At 68.8% G+C, this 16,250-nt stretch carries 20 protein-coding genes; 14 read left to right on the forward strand and 6 right to left on the reverse strand.

Annotated elements, in window-relative coordinates; translation table 11 throughout:
- Positions 1-36: 36 nt before the first annotated feature.
- Positions 37-450, reverse strand: a complete 414-nt coding sequence (locus tag QNJ12_RS11700; protein WP_300622826.1) for a hypothetical protein — start codon at positions 448-450, stop codon at positions 37-39.
- A 19-nt stretch (positions 451-469) separates the two neighbouring features.
- Between QNJ12_RS11700 and QNJ12_RS11705 the strand changes: the two genes are divergently transcribed.
- Positions 470-1,030 (forward strand): methyltransferase domain-containing protein, encoded by a 561-nt coding sequence (locus QNJ12_RS11705; protein ID WP_300622827.1) that lies wholly within the window; start codon positions 470-472, stop codon positions 1,028-1,030.
- A 110-nt stretch (positions 1,031-1,140) separates the two neighbouring features.
- Here the strand turns inward: QNJ12_RS11705 and QNJ12_RS11710 are convergent, their stop codons facing one another.
- The 3 genes from QNJ12_RS11710 to QNJ12_RS11720 form a co-directional block, all read right to left on the reverse strand.
- On the reverse strand, positions 1,141-2,244 hold the full coding sequence (locus tag QNJ12_RS11710) for a hypothetical protein (protein ID WP_300622828.1): 1,104 nt from the start codon (positions 2,242-2,244) through the stop codon (positions 1,141-1,143).
- Positions 2,245-2,431: 187 nt separating this feature from the next.
- A complete protein-coding gene (locus tag QNJ12_RS11715; RefSeq protein ID WP_300622829.1) occupies positions 2,432-3,151 on the reverse strand; it encodes an alanyl-tRNA editing protein in 720 nt (239 codons plus the stop codon).
- Positions 3,152-3,177: 26 nt separating this feature from the next.
- On the reverse strand, positions 3,178-3,507 hold the full coding sequence (locus tag QNJ12_RS11720; RefSeq protein ID WP_300622830.1) for a S26 family signal peptidase: 330 nt from the start codon (positions 3,505-3,507) through the stop codon (positions 3,178-3,180).
- A 52-nt stretch (positions 3,508-3,559) separates the two neighbouring features.
- Here QNJ12_RS11720 and sodN point away from each other — a divergent pair, with 52 nt between their 5' ends.
- Complete coding sequence (gene sodN / locus QNJ12_RS11725) at positions 3,560-3,982, forward strand: superoxide dismutase, Ni (protein WP_300622831.1); 423 nt, start codon at positions 3,560-3,562, stop codon at positions 3,980-3,982.
- 56 nt (positions 3,983-4,038) lie between these two features.
- Here sodN and QNJ12_RS11730 read toward each other — a convergent pair whose 3' ends face one another.
- The gene (locus QNJ12_RS11730; RefSeq protein WP_300622832.1) at positions 4,039-4,191 is read right to left on the reverse strand and encodes a hypothetical protein; all 153 of its coding nucleotides are present in this window, start codon (positions 4,189-4,191) and stop codon (positions 4,039-4,041) included.
- Positions 4,188-4,949, reverse strand: a complete 762-nt coding sequence (locus QNJ12_RS11735) for a fatty acid desaturase (protein ID WP_300622833.1) — start codon at positions 4,947-4,949, stop codon at positions 4,188-4,190. Before QNJ12_RS11735 ends, QNJ12_RS11730 begins: the two co-directional genes overlap by 4 nt.
- A gap of 76 nt (positions 4,950-5,025) precedes the next feature.
- On the opposite strand from QNJ12_RS11735, the gene QNJ12_RS11740 reads away from it, so the two are divergent.
- The 12 genes from QNJ12_RS11740 to QNJ12_RS11795 all read left to right on the forward strand — a co-directional run.
- The gene (locus QNJ12_RS11740) at positions 5,026-5,655 is read left to right on the forward strand and encodes a TetR/AcrR family transcriptional regulator (protein ID WP_300622834.1); all 630 of its coding nucleotides are present in this window, start codon (positions 5,026-5,028) and stop codon (positions 5,653-5,655) included.
- Between the two features lie 80 nt (positions 5,656-5,735).
- Positions 5,736-7,892, forward strand: a complete 2,157-nt coding sequence (locus QNJ12_RS11745; RefSeq protein WP_300622835.1) for an acetate--CoA ligase family protein — start codon at positions 5,736-5,738, stop codon at positions 7,890-7,892.
- Between the two features lie 35 nt (positions 7,893-7,927).
- A complete protein-coding gene (gene dacB, locus QNJ12_RS11750; RefSeq protein ID WP_300622836.1) occupies positions 7,928-9,364 on the forward strand; it encodes a D-alanyl-D-alanine carboxypeptidase/D-alanyl-D-alanine-endopeptidase in 1,437 nt (478 codons plus the stop codon).
- Positions 9,365-9,390: 26 nt separating this feature from the next.
- Positions 9,391-10,800: a D-alanyl-D-alanine carboxypeptidase/D-alanyl-D-alanine-endopeptidase gene (dacB, locus tag QNJ12_RS11755; RefSeq protein WP_300622837.1), complete on the forward strand. Its 1,410-nt coding sequence runs from the start codon at positions 9,391-9,393 to the stop codon at positions 10,798-10,800.
- A gap of 59 nt (positions 10,801-10,859) precedes the next feature.
- Positions 10,860-11,483: an LON peptidase substrate-binding domain-containing protein gene (locus QNJ12_RS11760; protein WP_300622838.1), complete on the forward strand. Its 624-nt coding sequence runs from the start codon at positions 10,860-10,862 to the stop codon at positions 11,481-11,483.
- A gap of 13 nt (positions 11,484-11,496) precedes the next feature.
- The gene (locus QNJ12_RS11765) at positions 11,497-11,838 is read left to right on the forward strand and encodes a phage holin family protein (protein WP_300622839.1); all 342 of its coding nucleotides are present in this window, start codon (positions 11,497-11,499) and stop codon (positions 11,836-11,838) included.
- Positions 11,835-12,053 carry a hypothetical protein gene (locus tag QNJ12_RS11770; RefSeq protein ID WP_300622840.1) on the forward strand — a complete coding sequence of 73 codons (219 nt, stop codon included), beginning with the start codon at positions 11,835-11,837 and terminating at the stop codon, positions 12,051-12,053. The genes QNJ12_RS11765 and QNJ12_RS11770 overlap by 4 nt, the downstream gene beginning before the upstream one ends.
- Complete coding sequence (locus tag QNJ12_RS11775) at positions 12,053-12,382, forward strand: hypothetical protein (protein WP_300622841.1); 330 nt, start codon at positions 12,053-12,055, stop codon at positions 12,380-12,382. Before QNJ12_RS11770 ends, QNJ12_RS11775 begins: the two co-directional genes overlap by 1 nt.
- Positions 12,379-12,573, forward strand: coding sequence for a MoaD/ThiS family protein (locus tag QNJ12_RS11780; protein WP_300622842.1), 195 nt, complete (start codon positions 12,379-12,381; stop codon positions 12,571-12,573). Before QNJ12_RS11775 ends, QNJ12_RS11780 begins: the two co-directional genes overlap by 4 nt.
- A gap of 22 nt (positions 12,574-12,595) precedes the next feature.
- Positions 12,596-13,585, forward strand: a complete 990-nt coding sequence (locus tag QNJ12_RS11785; RefSeq protein WP_300622843.1) for an ATP-binding protein — start codon at positions 12,596-12,598, stop codon at positions 13,583-13,585.
- Between the two features lies 1 nt (position 13,586).
- Entirely contained in the window at positions 13,587-14,408 is an 822-nt protein-coding gene (locus QNJ12_RS11790; RefSeq protein ID WP_300622844.1) for a tRNA (adenine-N1)-methyltransferase, read from the forward strand.
- 1,018 nt (positions 14,409-15,426) lie between these two features.
- On the forward strand, positions 15,427-16,250 hold an 824-nt coding region (locus QNJ12_RS11795; protein WP_300622845.1), incomplete at its 3' end, for a hypothetical protein.

The raw sequence follows: 16,250 nt of genomic DNA on the forward strand, positions 1-16,250 counted from the left end.
TTCAGGTTGTGTCAGACACAACCTGAAAAGACGTGGTCACTCGGCCGGCGGGAGCAGCGTGAACGGAACGACGAGCCACGGTCCGCGGTCGACACGACAGTGGGCGAAGATCTGGCGGTACTCGTCGAACTCGAGCTCGCCGCGCACGAGGCGGTAGGTGAACTTGCCCGGCTCGACGGTGAAGGGGCTGACGTTGCGGGCGAGGTGCTCACCGGCGTCGGGTGCCTCGGGGTCACCGAGGTCGTGGCGGAAGACGACCTCGAACACGCCCTGGCCCGACTCGTCGGCCGGGCAGAAGATCAGTGCCACGAGGTGCGGGGCGATCGTCACCGGCACCGGCTCGGGTGCGGCCATCGAGAACATCGCCCCGGTCAGGTCGAGGCGGGTCGACGGGCCGGGCGCCTGACGCATCTCGAAGTTCTCGACGAACAGGGCCGACACGATCTGCATCCCGGGCAGGGTACCTGCGATGATCGCTGCCGTGCAGGGCGACGCCGACCGCTGGAACGAGCGGTACGAAGGCCGCTCGACCGGCGATCCGACGCCCCCGCAGGGCCTGGCGCGGATCCCGCTCGAACGGGGCGGCCGTTGCCTCGACGTCGCCTGCGGCCTCGGCGCGCAGTCACTGTGGGCAGCCGAACAGGGCTACGAGGTCGTCGCGCTCGACGTGTCGGAGGCGGCGATCACGGCGCTCAACGGTGCCGCGCTGAGCCGAGGCCTGCGCGACCGGATCGAGACCCGCGTCGTCGATCTCGACGAGGGGCTGCCGTCCGATCTCGCCGGTACGTGCGACCTCGTGATCTGCCAGCGCTTCCGCGACCCACAGCTCTACGAGCAGCTCGTCTACATGGCGAAGCCGGGCGGCACGATCGTCGTCACCGTGCTCTCCCAGGTGGGTCGGGACGCACCTGCCGGTCCGTACCACGCCCGCCCCGGCGAGCTCGTCGCGGCGTTCGCCGGCTTCGACACCGAGATCGTCCGCAGCATCGAATCCGACGGCGAAGCCACCCTCGTCGCCCGTCGTACGTGACGTCGCCCGTCGTACGTGACGTCGACCGACTTACGTGACGTCGACCGTCGTACGTGACGTCGACCGTCGTACGTGACGTCGACCGTCGGCGGCGGCGCCGTGGCGAAGCGCTATGACTCGTTCTGCGACCAGAGCTCCTCGAACTCCGATCGCATCGCGCGATGGAGCGGCTCGAGCCCTCCGCCCCTGCTGCCCTCGGCGCCGATGTCGACGCGAAGCGCCGGCGATTGGCCGGTCTGGGCCGAGAAGAGATGCGGGGTCCAGATCATCGTCTTCTCGGACATCGCCATCTGCTGGTACACGATGCCGCGGGCGACTTTCCGGACGCGGAGGCGCCGGGAGGGCCTCGTCAACTCTCCGAGCTTGTCGGCGCTGAACCGGATGCCGTCCTTCACGCCGTCCAGCTGGCTCTCGATGCGGAGCATCTGGCCCAGTGCTGCGTTGGCGGCGTCCATGAGGATGACGCGACAGTCGACACCGGCCTCGGCTCGCTCCTCGAGCAGGGACTGGAAGCCCTCGTTGCCGATCCAGCCGCTCAGCGAGATCCCGCAGAAGTAGAAGCGTTCCTCGGCGTCCTCGAGCACGCCCCGTACCTCCGGGCTCAGGTCGTCGTAGCGCTCCGCCGACCGGAAGTTCAACCGCTCCTCCCCGAGTGGCGTCAGCGACGGAGCGAACGGCACCTTGCGGTCGGCAGCGGTCTCCTGCGCGAGCGATCGTTCGGCTCGCCGCACGATCTTGACGTACTCCTCCTCGTAGATGCGCCGGGGATCCAGGTCGTACTCGACGTAGCGGATGTCCTTGACGTCGAACGGCACGTTGTCGCCGCGGTGCCGTAGGACGATGATCGGTCGGGCCGCGGACTCCGCGATCGCCAACTCGTAGTAGACGTTCGGGTTGTTGCCGGTCAGGACGCAGACGATGAGATCGTTGCGGAGGATGTCCTCGATGAACTGATCGGTGATCCTCCCGGGCCGTGCCACGTGGTCGCCTCGAACGACGTCGTAGCGATCTCCGAGCGCGGGTTCGATGATGCAGTGGAACACGGTGTCCATGTGCCCGCGGATCTCGGAGCCGTAGTCACCGATCGGGCTGACGACGAAGCACCTCGGGCGATCGGTGGGCGCCGTGGACCCCGCAGGGGCCGGCGCCTCGCCGGGTGCTGTCTCCGTCGCCGCTGCGGTGCCGGGTTCCGACGACCCGGGGTCGATGCTCATCACGGGACCTCCTCCGGTGATGCGTGGCCGGTCTGCCAACGCTTCACGTCGTCGGCGCGCGGGCACGCCTGTGCCACCGGCTGTCTAGCTCAGTGTCCGCGTGGGAGCAAGCAGGCGAATCGTCGGCGCCAACCGCCGCCGGTGTGTTCGAACGCAACGCGCGGACCGGCACGCCCTGCGCCCTGCGTCAGTCGGAGAACGTGAACCTCACGCGGCGGTTGTGGCGGCCCTTGTTCTCGACCTTGGTGATGCGGATCGGACGCGACTGGGCGGTGTTCGACAGGTGCGTGCCGCCGCACGCCTGGCGGTCCACCCCGTCGATGTCGATGACCCGGAACGTGCCGTCGGGCGTCGGCGGGGGAGCGACGGCCCTGCTGCGCATGAGCCCGCTCTCGGGTGTCGCCTCCTCGACCGGCACATACAGCGACGTCACGACGAGACCGCGCCCGATCACGTCGTTGATCGGCGCTTCGAGGGCGCGCAGCCGGTCGTTGTCGACCTCGGGGAGGTCGAAGTCCATGCGGCCCTTCCCGTCACCGGTGATCTGCGCACCCGTCACCAGTGCGCCCGAGAACTCGTCGAAGACGAACGCGTTGAGCACGTGGCTCATCGTGTGCAACGACGCCACGCCGAGCCGGTGATCGGCGTCGACGACGACCTGCACCGCACCGGACGGTTCAGCCGACTCGTCGGCCAGCACGTGCCACCACCGATCGCCGTCGAGCTCGACGTGGGTCACGTCGGCTCGACCGCCCGACCATTCGATCGTTCCGACGTCGCTGACCTGGCCGCCGCCTCCGGGATGGAACGCCGTACGCGACAACACGACCCGTCCAGGCGCCGCCTCCACCACGTCGGCGTCGTGTTCGTACAGGTCGGGCTGTTCGTGGCACAGGTAGATCGCCATGTGGCGAGCGTAGGGCGGCGCCGCGCTCAGCGCCCTCGCGGGCCGGGTACTCGCAGCACCATCCGAAAGGAACCCGCTACCGGCACCGGACCGAAGTGGCGCGAGTCGCGCACACCCTCGAGTGCCCCGTTGTCGCTGGTGGCCTCGAAGCCGTCGCGGTGGATGTCGCCCACCCGTTTGACCAGCCAGAAGCCGGGCCGGTCGGGATGCTCGAAGACTCGCACCTCGCCGCGCCGCACGCGCTGCGACCGGATCGCCACGATGCCGTCGCCGGGGCGCAGCGCCGGCCGCATCGAGTCCTCGGACACCACGAAGCGGCGGATCGGCCATCGTCGGGCACGTTTCCCGCCGGTCATCGTGCGGAGTGTAGGTTCGGGCCCGAATCCGCCCCTCGACGAAGGAGAACCCATGCTCAGCCGCCTCTTCGCCGGCGCCACCGTCGCCCACGCCCACTGCGACCTCTACTGTGGCGTGTACGACCCCGCGCAGGCCAAGATCGAGGCGCTCTCGTGCCTCAAGACGATCCAGAAGTACCACGACTCCGACGACGAGCACTTCAAGGCCCGCTGCATCATCATCAAGGAGCAGCGCGCCGAGGAGGTCAAGCACCACCTGATGGTGCTCTGGGCCGACTTCTTCGCGCCCGCGCACTTCGAGGAGTTCCCCCAGCTGCACCAGATGTTCTGGGACGCGATCCATGGCGCCGGCGACGTCAAGAAGTCGCTCGACGCCGCCCCGGCCGAGGCGCTGCTGGCCAAGATCGACGAGATCGCCGACATCTTCTGGCAGACCGAGAAGGCCAAGGGGATGGGGGTCTACCCGCCGAGCTGAACTGTTACAGATGGTGTCAGACACCATCTGTACACCATCTGTAACACGAGGTGGCGTCAGCTGGCGGCGTCGCCTCGCATGCCGCGCCTTCGTTCGTGTTCGAACCTCAGCTCGGCCGACGGCTCGGGATCGGGCGCTCGGCGGACCGGTCGGAACAGCGCGCGCAGGAAGCGCTTGATCGAGGCGAGCGCGCCTCGCATCTCGGTCACGCGGCGTTGGCCGTTGGCTTGGCTGCTTGACTCGGGGCGAGGCGGAGCTCGTTCAGGCGGACCTTGGCGAGCCGGAACCACGTCAGTGGCTTGATCACGAACCAGCCCGGGTCGATCTGGTACCAGCGGTGGGCGAACTTCGCCGACGTCGGAGCGGCGTGGTGGTTGTTGTGGAAGCCCTCACCCGCGGTGATGAAGGCGAGCCATTGGAGGTTGGTCGCCGAGTTGTCGTACGGGCGGCGGCCGAAGTGGTGGCCGATCGCGTTCACGGCAGCAGATGCCGCCAGGTAGTAGTTCACGTGCACGAACGCGGCCAGCAGGCCGACCTGCCAGCCGAACACGACGACGAGGAACGCCGTGCCGATCAGCAGGCCCAGCCACGACCTGTCGAACAGCAGCCGATCCCAGGCGGTCGGCGCGAGGTCCTTGGCGTACTTGTCGATGTTGGCCTCGTCGTGCGCCGCCCTCCGGTACATCACGAGGTTCTTCATCTGCACGTTGAACCAACCGCTGATGGCCGGGGAGTGCGGATCCTCCGCCGTGTCGGTGTGTGCGTGGTGCTTGCGGTGGACCGCGACCCACTCACGCACCTTGATGCCCGTGCTCAGCCACAACAGCGTCTTGAACGCCGCATGGGCGGGCCTCGAGAACGTGATCGCGCGGTGCGACAGGCCCCGATGGAGGTACACCGTGGTGCAGATGTTGGCGAGGGTGGTCACCCCGATGCCGACGGCGAGAGCAAGCAGGACGGTAGTCATCGCCGCAGCAGGGTAGCAGCAACTACCTACTGGTCGGTAGGCAAGTGCTGAACAAAGTGTTAGCGTCTGCGTGCCTATGGCTGCGTCGACCCCCGCGGCGAATGACGCCGAGCGGCGATCCACGCGCGAACAGATCCTCGACGAGGCGCTCTCGTGCTTCGCGCACTCCGGCTACGAGGGCACCTCGCTCAACGACATCGCCGCCGGCGTGGGCATCCGGCGACCGAGCCTGCTCCATCACTTCCCATCGAAGGAAGCGCTCTACCAGGAGGTCTTCGAGCGCCTGCTGTCCGACTGGTTCGACCGATTGACCGGCGCCATCGCCGAGCCCGAGCGCGGGTGGGACAAGGTCGACCTCGTCCTGCGGGCCGGCTTCCGGTTCTTCGCCGACAACCCCGACTACGTCCGCATGGTGCGACGCGAGGCGATCGACGGCGGCCAGCACCTCGCGATCGACCTCGCCAGCGTCCTGCGGCCGATGTTCGATCTCGCGGCCGAGTACTTCGAACGCGAGATGGCCGCAGGCACGTTCAAGCGACAGGACGCACGCCAGCTGATGATCACCGGCTACGGCGCACTGCTCAGCTACTTCTCCGACGAGCCGTTCCTCGAGGGTCTCCTCGACATCGCTCCGCTGAGTGACGAAGCGTTGGCCGCTCGCGAGGAGCACGTCGTCCAGTTCTTCCGCGCCGCGCTCCTGCCCTGAGCGTCCGGATCGCACGCGTCGGTGTTCCGCCGGTCGAATGACCGGACCGGTGCCCCCACGCTCGATACCGTTGGCGGAGCATGAACGGCGGTCACACGCTCTCAGAATCCGCATCGAAGGCGTTGCTGACGCCATACGGCCTTCGGGTGCCCGTCGAGCGGCTCGTCGACGATCCGATCAGCGCCGTCGATGCCGCCGAGACGGTCGGCTATCCGGTCGTCGTGAAGCTCGAGGGCGACGCGATCGCACACAAGACCGAGCGGGGCCTCGTCCGGCTCGGTGTCACCGACGGCCCCGCGGTCGAGGTTGCTGCGACCGAACTGCTGGCGGCTGCCCGCCCCCAGGACGGCGACGTGCGACTGCTCGTGTCGCCGATGATCAGGGGAAACCGCGAGCTCATCGTCGGACTCGTGCGCGACCCGCAGTTCGGCCCGACGGTGATGCTCGGCGTCGGCGGCGTCCTGGCCGAAGCCGTCGCCGACGCCGTCTTCCGCCCGGCGCCGGTGGACGATGTCACCGCCCACGAGATGATCGACGCCCTCCGCACCCAGCGCCTGCTCGGGCCGTTCCGTGGTGAGGCCGCCGTCGACCGAAGGGCGGTCGTCGAGCTGCTGGTCGGCCTCGGGCGGCTCGCCCTCGAACGCCCCGACATCGTGAGCGTCGACGTCAACCCGCTCATCGTCACGCCGGACGGAGCGCCGGTCGCGGTCGACGCGCTCGTGGAGATCGGCGACGACGGCGCCGGAGTGCACGCCGAGATGCGGGGGCGACCGTCGGACGAGCAGTTCGCGGCGCTGTTCGAGCCGCGGGGGGTGCTGGTCACCGGAGCGTCGACGCACCCGGGCAAGTTCGGTTTCGTCTCGGTCCACAACCTGCTGGCCGCCGGCTACCAGGGTGCCGTGCACGCCACCAACCTGCAGGGTGAGGAGGTCCTCGGCGTGCAGACGGTTGCGAGCGTCGACGAGCTACCAGACGGCCAGCTCGACCTCGTCTTCGTCTGCACGCCGGCTGGCGCCAACCCCGAGATCCTCCGCGCCTGCGCGGCCAGGGGGATCACGGCTGCCTTCCTGACCTCGGCGGGGTACGGCGAGGCGGGCGACGCCGGCCGGCAGGCCGAGCGCGAGCTCGTCGAGCTGGCCGACCAGCTCGGCATCCTGCTCGCGGGCCCGAACGGCCAAGGCGTCGTCTCCACGCCGGCGAACCTCTGCGCGCAGATCGTCGCGCCGTACCCGCCGGCCGGCCGGATCGGCGTCGCCAGCCAGTCCGGCAACTTCGTGTCGAGCTTCCTCAACCTCGCCAGGTCGACCGGTGTCGGTGTCAGCCGCGCCGTGTCGGCGGGCAACGCCGCGGCCGTCAGCGTGGCCGACTACCTCGACTACTACGCGGGCGACGCGGCGACAGCGGTCGGTCTCGCGTACATCGAGGGGATCACCGACGGGCGGGGCTTGATGCAGCGGCTCGGTGACGCCGCCGCCCGCAAGCCACTGGTCCTACTCAAAGGTGGTGCCACCGCGGGCGGCGCACGAGCCGCAGCGAGCCACACGGGTGCGCTGGCGGCCGACGACGCCGTGTTCGACGGCGCGTGCCGGGCGCACGGCATCACCCGTGCCGCCACGGTCGAGGAGGCGTTCGAGGCGGCCGCCACGTTCGCCACCCAGCCGCTGCCTCCGGGGCCGAGGACGGTCGTACTCACCACCGCCGGCGGGTGGGGCGTCGTGACCGCCGATGCGATCACCCGCGACCCCGACCTCGAGCTGCTCGAGCTCCCCGACGACCTGCTGGCCGCCATCGACGAGCACTTGCCGTCGCGCTGGAGCCGCAACAACCCGGTCGACTGTGCCGGTGGCGAGACCCGCGACACGATCCCGACCGTCATGGAACTGATCGCCGAGCACCCCGACGTCGATGCGGTCGTCTACATCGGTCTCGGCATCCAGTCGAACCAGGCCCGCATGATGCGCGAGGGACCGTTCCATCCCGATCACGGCCTCGAACGGATCGTCGAGTACCACGAACGACAGGACCGTCGCTTCGCGGAGGCGGCCGCCGAGCTCAGCGATCGGACCGGCAAGCCGATCCTCGCTGCGACCGAGCTGGCCGTCGCCGACCCCGGCAACGCGGGTCCGACCGCCGTCCGCGACTCCGGGCGCCTGTGCTACCCGAGCGGCGATCGGGCGGTGGCCGCGCTCGGTCACCTCCACCGGTACGCCCGCCACCGCCGGCGCCGAGCCACGTGAACGGCCGACGGCAGCCGCCGATCAGCCCTGTGGCCGTGCTGGCGGTCGTCGCGCTGGTGCCGGCGCTGCTGCTGTGGGCCGTCTGGCAGTGGGCGGACGGTCGTGCCGCCGCAGCCGACGACGCCGTGCCCGAGGAGGTCGTCGGAGCGGCGCCGCCTCCGACACCGCAGCCGGCTCTCAGCACCGGGCTCTTGTCGTACCGGCGCGGCGCCGGCGAGTTGTCGCGGGACCTGAACACGAACGCCTTCCGTGCCGCGGTCGCGCCCCTGCTCAGCCGGGTGAACGACCGCTCCTGCGCCGCCGTGTCGCTCGACGGGGTCCCGATCGGCGACGTCAATGTCGGCCAGGTCGTGATCCCGGCCAGCAACATGAAGGTGCTCGTCGCCGCCGTCGCGCTCGAGGTGCTCGGCACGGAGTTCCGCTACACCACCCGCGTCGTCGGACCGGCCCCGGTGGGCGGTGTGATCTCGGGTGACGTCTACCTCGTCGGCGGCGGCGACCCGCTGCTGTCGGGGGAGTGGTACCCCGACAGCGGCCTGGACCGGTTTCCCACGTTCAACATCACGTCGGCCGATGAGCTGGCCGGTCAGCTGGCAGCTGCGGGTGTGACGCAGATCCAGGGCACCGTGCGCGGTGACGGCAGTCGCTACGACGACGAGTTCTACGTCGCCAGTTGGGGTGGCGGAGTGGCGGGCATCGAATCGGGCCCGTACGACGCGTTGCTCGTCAACGACTCCCGGGTGCTCGGCGACGACCAGCGAGGCGCCGATCCCAACGAGTCGGCAGCGCGTGAGTTCGTCCGCCTCCTGGCCGAGCAGGGCATCACGGTCTCGGGCGGCGCCGGCACGGGGGTCGCGCCCAACGGCGCGCCGGAACTCGCGAGCATCGAGTCCCAACCCCTGAGCGCCGTGATCGAGGAGATGCTCACCACCAGCGACAACAACACCGCCGAGCTCATGGTCAAGGAGATCGGGCTCGAGGCCACGGGCTCCGCGACGCGCCAGGCGGGCCTCGACGCGATCGCCGCCACCGTTGCGGGGTGGGGCGTCGACACCACCGGGATGGTCCTCGGCGACGGGAGCGGTCTGAGCCTTGACAACCGTCTCACCTGCGCGACGATGCTCGGTGTCCTCCAGCACGTCGGGTCCGAGGGTCCGGTCGGCGCCGGGCTGTCGATCGCCGGCGAGACCGGCACGCTGACCGGCATCTTCGGCGACACGCCGCTCGCCGGCCGGCTCCGCGGCAAGACCGGCACGCTCAACAACTTCCCGATCGACGAGGACCCACCGGCGGTGAAGGCGCTGTCCGGGTTCCTGCCCGTCGCCGGCGGCGGTGCGATCGAGTACACGCTGATCCTCAACGGGCCGACGATCTCGGATCAGAGCGAGTACCGGCCGGTGTGGGACGAGCTGGCGACCGCCCTGGCGTCGTTCCCTGCCGTCGCCGGCCCGGCAGAGCTCGGTCCGCGATGACACGGCGTACCCGGCGTGGGGTCCCGGTGCCGGTCCTCGCAGCCTGGGCGCTGGCACCCGCGATCATGATGGCCGGCGCATGGCAGTACGCCGAGGCCAACGTGCCCCCGACGACGACCACGACGACGACCACGCTGCCGCCACCGCCGCGGGCCGAGCTGGCGACCCCGCTGTTCTCGTACCGTCGTCATCCCTCGCCGATCGCCGATCGCGTCGCGGCGAGCGCCACGGCTCGGGCCGTTGCAGCACAGGTCGAGCGGTTCGAGGACGAGATCCCCGATGGTTCGTGCGTCCGTGTCGTCGACGGCGACACGGTGATCGCCGACATCCGACCCGATCTGCCCCTGATCCCCGCGAGCAACGAGAAGCTGATCATCGCCGCGGTCGCGCTCGAGGTGCTCGGGCCGGATCACCGGTTCCGGACCGAACTGCAGTCGCCGCGTCCGGTCGGCGGTGTGATTCCCGGCGACGTGTACCTGATCGGCGGTGGCGACCCCGTGCTGCGCACCGCCGACGTTCCCGATCCGCTCCGGTACCCGGCGTTCAACACGACCGCGCTCGAGCCGCTGGTCGACCAGCTCGCGGTCCTCGGCATCACCGAGATCCAGGGTGACATCGTCGGCGACGGCAGCCGGTACGACGACGAGTTCCGCGTGCCCGAGTGGGGCGACGACATCACCAACGTCGACGCCGGTCCCTACGACGCGCTCCTCGTGAACGACGGCCTGATCGGCCGCGGGAACTACGGCCTGAACCCGAGCCGGTCGGCCGCCCGCGTGTTCTTCGACCTCGCGGCGGCGCGCGGCATCACCATCACCGGGGCCGCGGCGAACCGCGACCGCCCGGTCGACGCCGATCTGACGACCCTGGCGCTGGTCGAGTCGTTGCCGCTCGACGACGTGCTCGTCGAGATGCTCCACACCAGCGACAACAACACCGCCGAGATGCTCGTGAAGGAGATCGGCTTCGTGCGGTCGGGGGATGGCACGCGTCCGGCGGGTCTCGAGCAGGTCAGGGCCGTGCTGGCCGACTGGGACGTGCCACTCGCCGGGGTCGAGCTGCGTGACGGCTCCGGTCTCTCACGCGACAACCGGCTGACCTGCCGCGCCCTGACGAGCGTGCTCGCGGCCGCGCCGCCCGGCCTGGTCGACGTGCTACCGGTCGCCGGTCGTGACGGCACGCTCGCGACGCAGTTCCTCGGCACCGATGCCGAGGGTCGCCTCCAGGCGAAGACCGGCACGCTGACGGGCGTGAAGGCGCTGACCGGCACGCAGCCGGCCGGCGATGGCCGGCCCGTCGACTTCTCGGTCGTCATGAACGGAGAGGGCGTCGACGATCCCGCCGTGCATCTGCCGGTCTGGACGGCGGTGATCGACCTGATCGGCGACTACCCGATCGTGATCGATCCCGACGTCGACCGGTTCACGCCACGCTGACGCCCGAACTCGTCGAGCAGCGCGCAGCGCGACGCGGCGGTGTGCCCTAGCGTCGCGGCATGGGCGTCATGCCGATGTTCCCGCTCGGGTCGGCGTTGCTGCCTGGCGCCTTCCTGCCGCTCCACGTGTTCGAACCGCGCTACCGGCAGATGATCAAGGACATCCTCGCCGACGACGTCAACCCGCCCGAGTTCGGCGTGACGATGATCGAGCGTGGCTTCGAGGTCGGCGGCGGCGACGAACGCACCGAGGTCGGGACGGTCGCCCGCATCCTCGACATCGAGGTGACCGACGACGGCCGGTACGGCGTCGCCTCGGTCGGTGCGAGGCGGATCCGCGTCAACCGGTGGTTGCCCGACGACCCGTACCCCCTCGCGGACGTCGACGACTGGCCCGACGACGGAGCCGTGCCCGACGACGTCGGTGAACGCATCTCGACGCTGCACGACCGCGTCAAGGAGCTCAACGAGAGCGTCCGGGCGCTCGGCGAGCTGACACCTCCGGCCGACTCCGAGATCAGCGACGAACCCGAGTTGGCCGTCTACCACCTCGGCGCGCTCGCCCCGCTCGGACCGGCCGACCGCTACCGCATGCTCGCGTGCCCCGGGCTGGCCGAACGCCTCGACGTGCTCGCAGCGGCGCTCGACGATGCAGCGGCTGTGCTCGAATTCCGTTCTTCGTGATAGAACCATCGGCATGGCAGACGATTCGCCAACCCCGCCCGCGCGGCGCGACGACGCCTCGATCGGCGATGTCATCGAGTACGTCAAGACGTACGCCCGTCAAGAGACCGTCGGCCCGCTGAAGGGCGCCGGACGCTGGATCGGCGTCGGTGCGGCCGCTGCCATCTGCCTCGGCATCGGCCTCTCGCTCCTGCTGCTCGGCCTCCTCCGGTTGCTGCAGTCCGAATGGGACTGGTCGGCGAGCGGCCGGTGGTCCTGGATCTCCTACCTGATCGTGCTCGTCACCTGCGTCATCCTCCTCGGCATCACGATGAGCCGGATCAACAAGAAGTACCTGAGCAAGGACAACGCATGAGCAACACCGAAACGCCCGCCAAGATCACGCCCGAGGACCTGCAGAACAAGCTGCAGAGCTTCCAGGACGGCGTCCAGGGCAAGGTCGACGACAAGAAGAGCACGCTCATGGCCGTCGGTGGCGGCGCGCTCGTCGTCCTGCTCATCATCTTCTTCCTGCTCGGCAAGCGGAGCGGCAAGAAGAAGACGACGCTCGTCGAGATCAAGCGGATCTGATGGCGCTGCTGCCACGCGCGCTGCGTCCGTCGGTCCTGATCCGCCGGAAGGCGATCTACGCCGGCCTGCTCGGCGGCAGTGGCTTCTGGCGCGTCGTCGCGGTGTTCGTGTTCGGCCAGGGCACGATCAAGAAGTTCTTCGGGAAGAACCCGGAGGTCATCGACGCGGCCAGCATGGGCAGCGGCCGCTACATGCAGCTCACCACCACCAAGCCGCTGTCGCGGCGGGCGAAGAAGAAGCTGCGCAAGGCGGGCGTCGCGATGCCGACCCTCAAGGAAGAGCGGGCACTTGCGGAGCTGTGGGCCAGCTCGCAGCGCCGGGCGTCGTGATCGTCCGGCTCCGGCAGCCCACTCGCGAGGTCACGATCGACGGCGCCCGAACCGTCAACCGGCTCCTCGACGAGCTCGACCTGAATCGTGAGTCGTTCTTGGTGATCCGGAACGGCACACTGGTGCCTGGTGACGGGCGACTCGACGACGACGATGTCGTCGAGATCCGTCCCGTGATCTCCGGTGGCTGATCCGTGCCGGAGGGAGGGTCCGATGTCGCAATCGAAGTGCCGAGTGTGTCGCGAGCCGGCGATCATCGACCTGCCGCGCCACAACGCCAACTTCTGCGCTGAGCACTTGCTCCAGCTGTGCCGGCGTCAGGTCGAGAAGGCGATCGCCGACCACGACATGCTCTCGTTCGACGACCGCATCCTGGTGGCGGTCAGCGGCGGCAAGGACTCGCTCGCCGTCTGGGACCTGCTGACCGAGCTCGGCTATCGCGCCGATGGGCTCTACGTCGGTCTCGGCATCGGCGGCTACAGCGACGTGAGCGCGCGCCATGCGCAGCGGTTCGCCGACGAGCGAGGGCTGACGCTGCTGACGATCGATCTCCGCGACCAGTACGGCTACGACGTGCCGACCGCAGCGAAGGTGACCAGGCGGGTCCCGTGCTCGGCGTGCGGCTTGTCGAAGCGGCATCTGTTCGATCGCGCCGCACTCGACGGCGACTACGACGTGGTCGTCACGGGTCACAACCTCGACGACGAAGCTGCCGTGCTGTTCGGCAACACGTTGCGCTGGGACGTCGAGTACCTCGCCCGCCAGCTGCCCGTCCTCCCGGCACGTGACGGCTTCCCCAGGAAGGTCAAGCCGCTGATCCGGCTCACCGAGCGCGAGATGGCCGCATGGTGCATCGTGCGCGGGATCGACTACCAGGTCGACGAGTGTCCGATGGCCTACGGCAACAAGCACCTCGCCTACAAGGACGCGCTCAACTCGATCGAGCGCGAGTCGCCCGGCTCGAAGGCTGCGTTCTACCTGGAGTTCGTCGACAAGATGGCGCCGCTGCTGGCCGGCACGAACAAGGCGGCCACCGGTGAGCTGCGTGCGTGCGACCGATGCGGCTCACCGACCACCGGCGAGACGTGCGCGTTCTGTCGCCTCGAAGCTCGGGTGTCCGGGCACGAGCCGGTGCCGGTCGAGATGGTGCTCAACAAGCGGGCCCGCACGGCGTACCTGGCTACGAAGGCGGCGGGGGAGTGACATGAGGTCTCTCGCACTGGGCGAACGCGTCATGCTGCTGGACTCCAAGAAGCGCCGCTACCTGCTCACGTTGGCCGAGGGCGGCGAGTTCCACAGCCACGCCGGTTTCGTGCCGCACGCCGACATCGTCGGGCAGGCCGAGGGTGTGGTCGTCAAGAGCACCAAGGGCTCGGAGTACACCGTGCTGCGCCCGACGCTCGAGGACTACGTCGTCGAGATGCCTCGCGGCGCGCAGGTGATCTACCCGAAGGACCTGGCGCCGATCTGCATGCTCGCGGACATCGGGCCCGGGATGCGGGTGTTCGAGACCGGCATCGGTTCGGGCGCCCTGTCGATGGCGATGCTGCGATGGGGCGCCGACATCGTCGGCTACGAGGTGCGCGAGGACTTCGCCAACCGTGCGAGGGCCAACGTCGAGGAGTTCCTCGGCATCGACGCGGCCGACCGTTACGAGGTCCACATCGCCGACAGCTACGAGGGCATCGAGCCGGACCACGGTCCGTTCGACCGCGTGGTCCTCGACCTGCCCGAACCCTGGCGCGTCGTGCCGCACGCAGAAGGTGTGCTCCACGCCGGTGGGGTGCTCGTCGCCTACACGCCCTCGATCACGCAGGCCATGCAGGTCCGCGAGGTGCTGCGTGGCCGGTGGCTCGACGTCCGGACGATCGAGGTGCTGCACCGCGGCTGGCACATCGAGGGTCAGGCGGTTCGTCCCGACCATCGCATGGTCGCCCACACGGCGTTCCTCACCGTCGGTCGGTTCCTCGGTCGGGGAGCCAAGGCGATGCGCACCGACCGCAAGGTCGAACGCCTCCGCCGCTGACTGAGATACCGCCCAGCGATACGCCGCTCGGACGATCGGCGGGCCGATCGATGGGGCGCACAGGTGCAGCGTCGGTGTCCGAGCGCAAGCCCCCTCCGATGCGACGGCGTCGGCCATCGCTGAGCCTTGCCGAGGCTGCTTGAGCGCGGCGGCAGCGGGGACTCGCCTGCGATCGCCGTCGAACCAGAAATATCGTGAGCAATACCAAGCGGATATCTGTGAATGGTGAAGCCTCCGGACGAGCTCTCAGGTGTTATAGCGCACGGCTCGTGTCAGCCTTCTGATAACTGAGAGATATCCTCGAGAGAGAAATGAATGAAAAAATAGTCAATATACAATGTCTTGCCAGTGAATCGCAAGGTGGATAGGGTTTGTTTACAGCAAGTCATTCTCGTCCAGGAAAGGCGGTTCGAATGTCTACCCCAACTCTCTTTGCCTTCCAGGTTTCCAAGCCTGTCGAGACCAGCAGCGAGATGTGGCAAGGGTCCAGCCACGCCATGGCGGGCGTCTATTGCACGCCCAGCCCGCAGTCCGAAGACCCTCAGTGGTGGGGCTCCTTCTGCGCCTGGTGCTACGCGCACTATCACGGCAGCTACATGGACTGCCACTGCTACCCCACGACGGGAGCCGGCTCACGGTGTGACTGGTACTAGTCCGGATTGGTGCCGGCGACAACTCCACCTCGTCACACCGCGGCCGGTGTGCGCTTCGGTGAGTGGGCGGCCGCGAACGTACACCGTACCGATGTATGGATCAGCGCCAGGAACCGCCGAGCCCTGAACCCCGTCGGCTGACGTCTCGTCAGGCTCTGGCGACGGTACTGGACTGTCTCCGCATGGTCGCGAGGGAGCGACCGTGGTCCCTCGGCGTCCTCGTTCTCTTCAGCCTGTCGGGCGGCGCGGCGCCGGCGTTGGTCGCGTGGTCGACGAGCCGCGTCATCGATGCTGCCGCGGAGGCGGTCGATGCAGGCGGATCCGCTCCGGGGTCCATCTGGATCTGGCTCGGCGTCGTCGCCGTCGTGGGAGCGGTGCTCGCCGTGCAGTCGGCGATCAGGGTCGTGATCGAGCGTGATCTGGATCGGACGGTCGCGCTACGTGTGCGAGGCGACCTGATGACCAACGTCAACGCCCTGCCCGATCTCGGCGCGCTCGAGACGCCATCGGTTCATGACCACGTGCTGCTCGCTCGAACCTACGAGAACGCGCCGGCCTCGGTGGTCAGGCAGATCCTCGCGATTGGCCAGCAGATGGTCGCCACGACGACGATCGTGCTGGTCTTGGCTTCGATCAGCGTGTCGTCGGCCGCGGTGGCGGCGCTCGCGATTCTCCCGGCAATACGCACCGAGCTTCTGCTGAGCAGAAGGCGTGCGGCGATGTTGGCCGCGACCGCCCACACGGTGCGGCGACGACAATTCTTCTCTGATCTCGTCAGCGATCTGCGAGCTGCGAAGGAGATACGTGTCTACGGCCTCGGCGAGCTGCTGGTCGAGCGGATGCGCGGTGCGTATCGAGCAATCAACGTGATGGAGCGCCGATTCGACACCGAGACGGTCCGTGCTCAGTTGGGATTGACGCTGCTGACGAACACCATCATGGTGCTGGCAATGTACCTCGGAATGAGGGACATACTCGGCGGAGCGGGCACCGTCGGTGGCATCGCAGTTCTGCTCGCGACGATTGCGAGCGTCCGGACGGCGAGCACGACGGTCGTCAACGACGCCGGGATACTGGTCGGGCTGATCCATGGCTTCGACCACCACTACGTGGTCCGAGAGCTTGCACGACCCGGTGCTCCGTCGCGGCGCACTTCTGTCGGCCGCGTGGACCGTGCCGGAGGGCTCGA

It is taken from the genome of Ilumatobacter sp. (assembly GCF_030065885.1).
Lineage (GTDB): Bacteria > Actinomycetota > Acidimicrobiia > Acidimicrobiales > Ilumatobacteraceae > Ilumatobacter.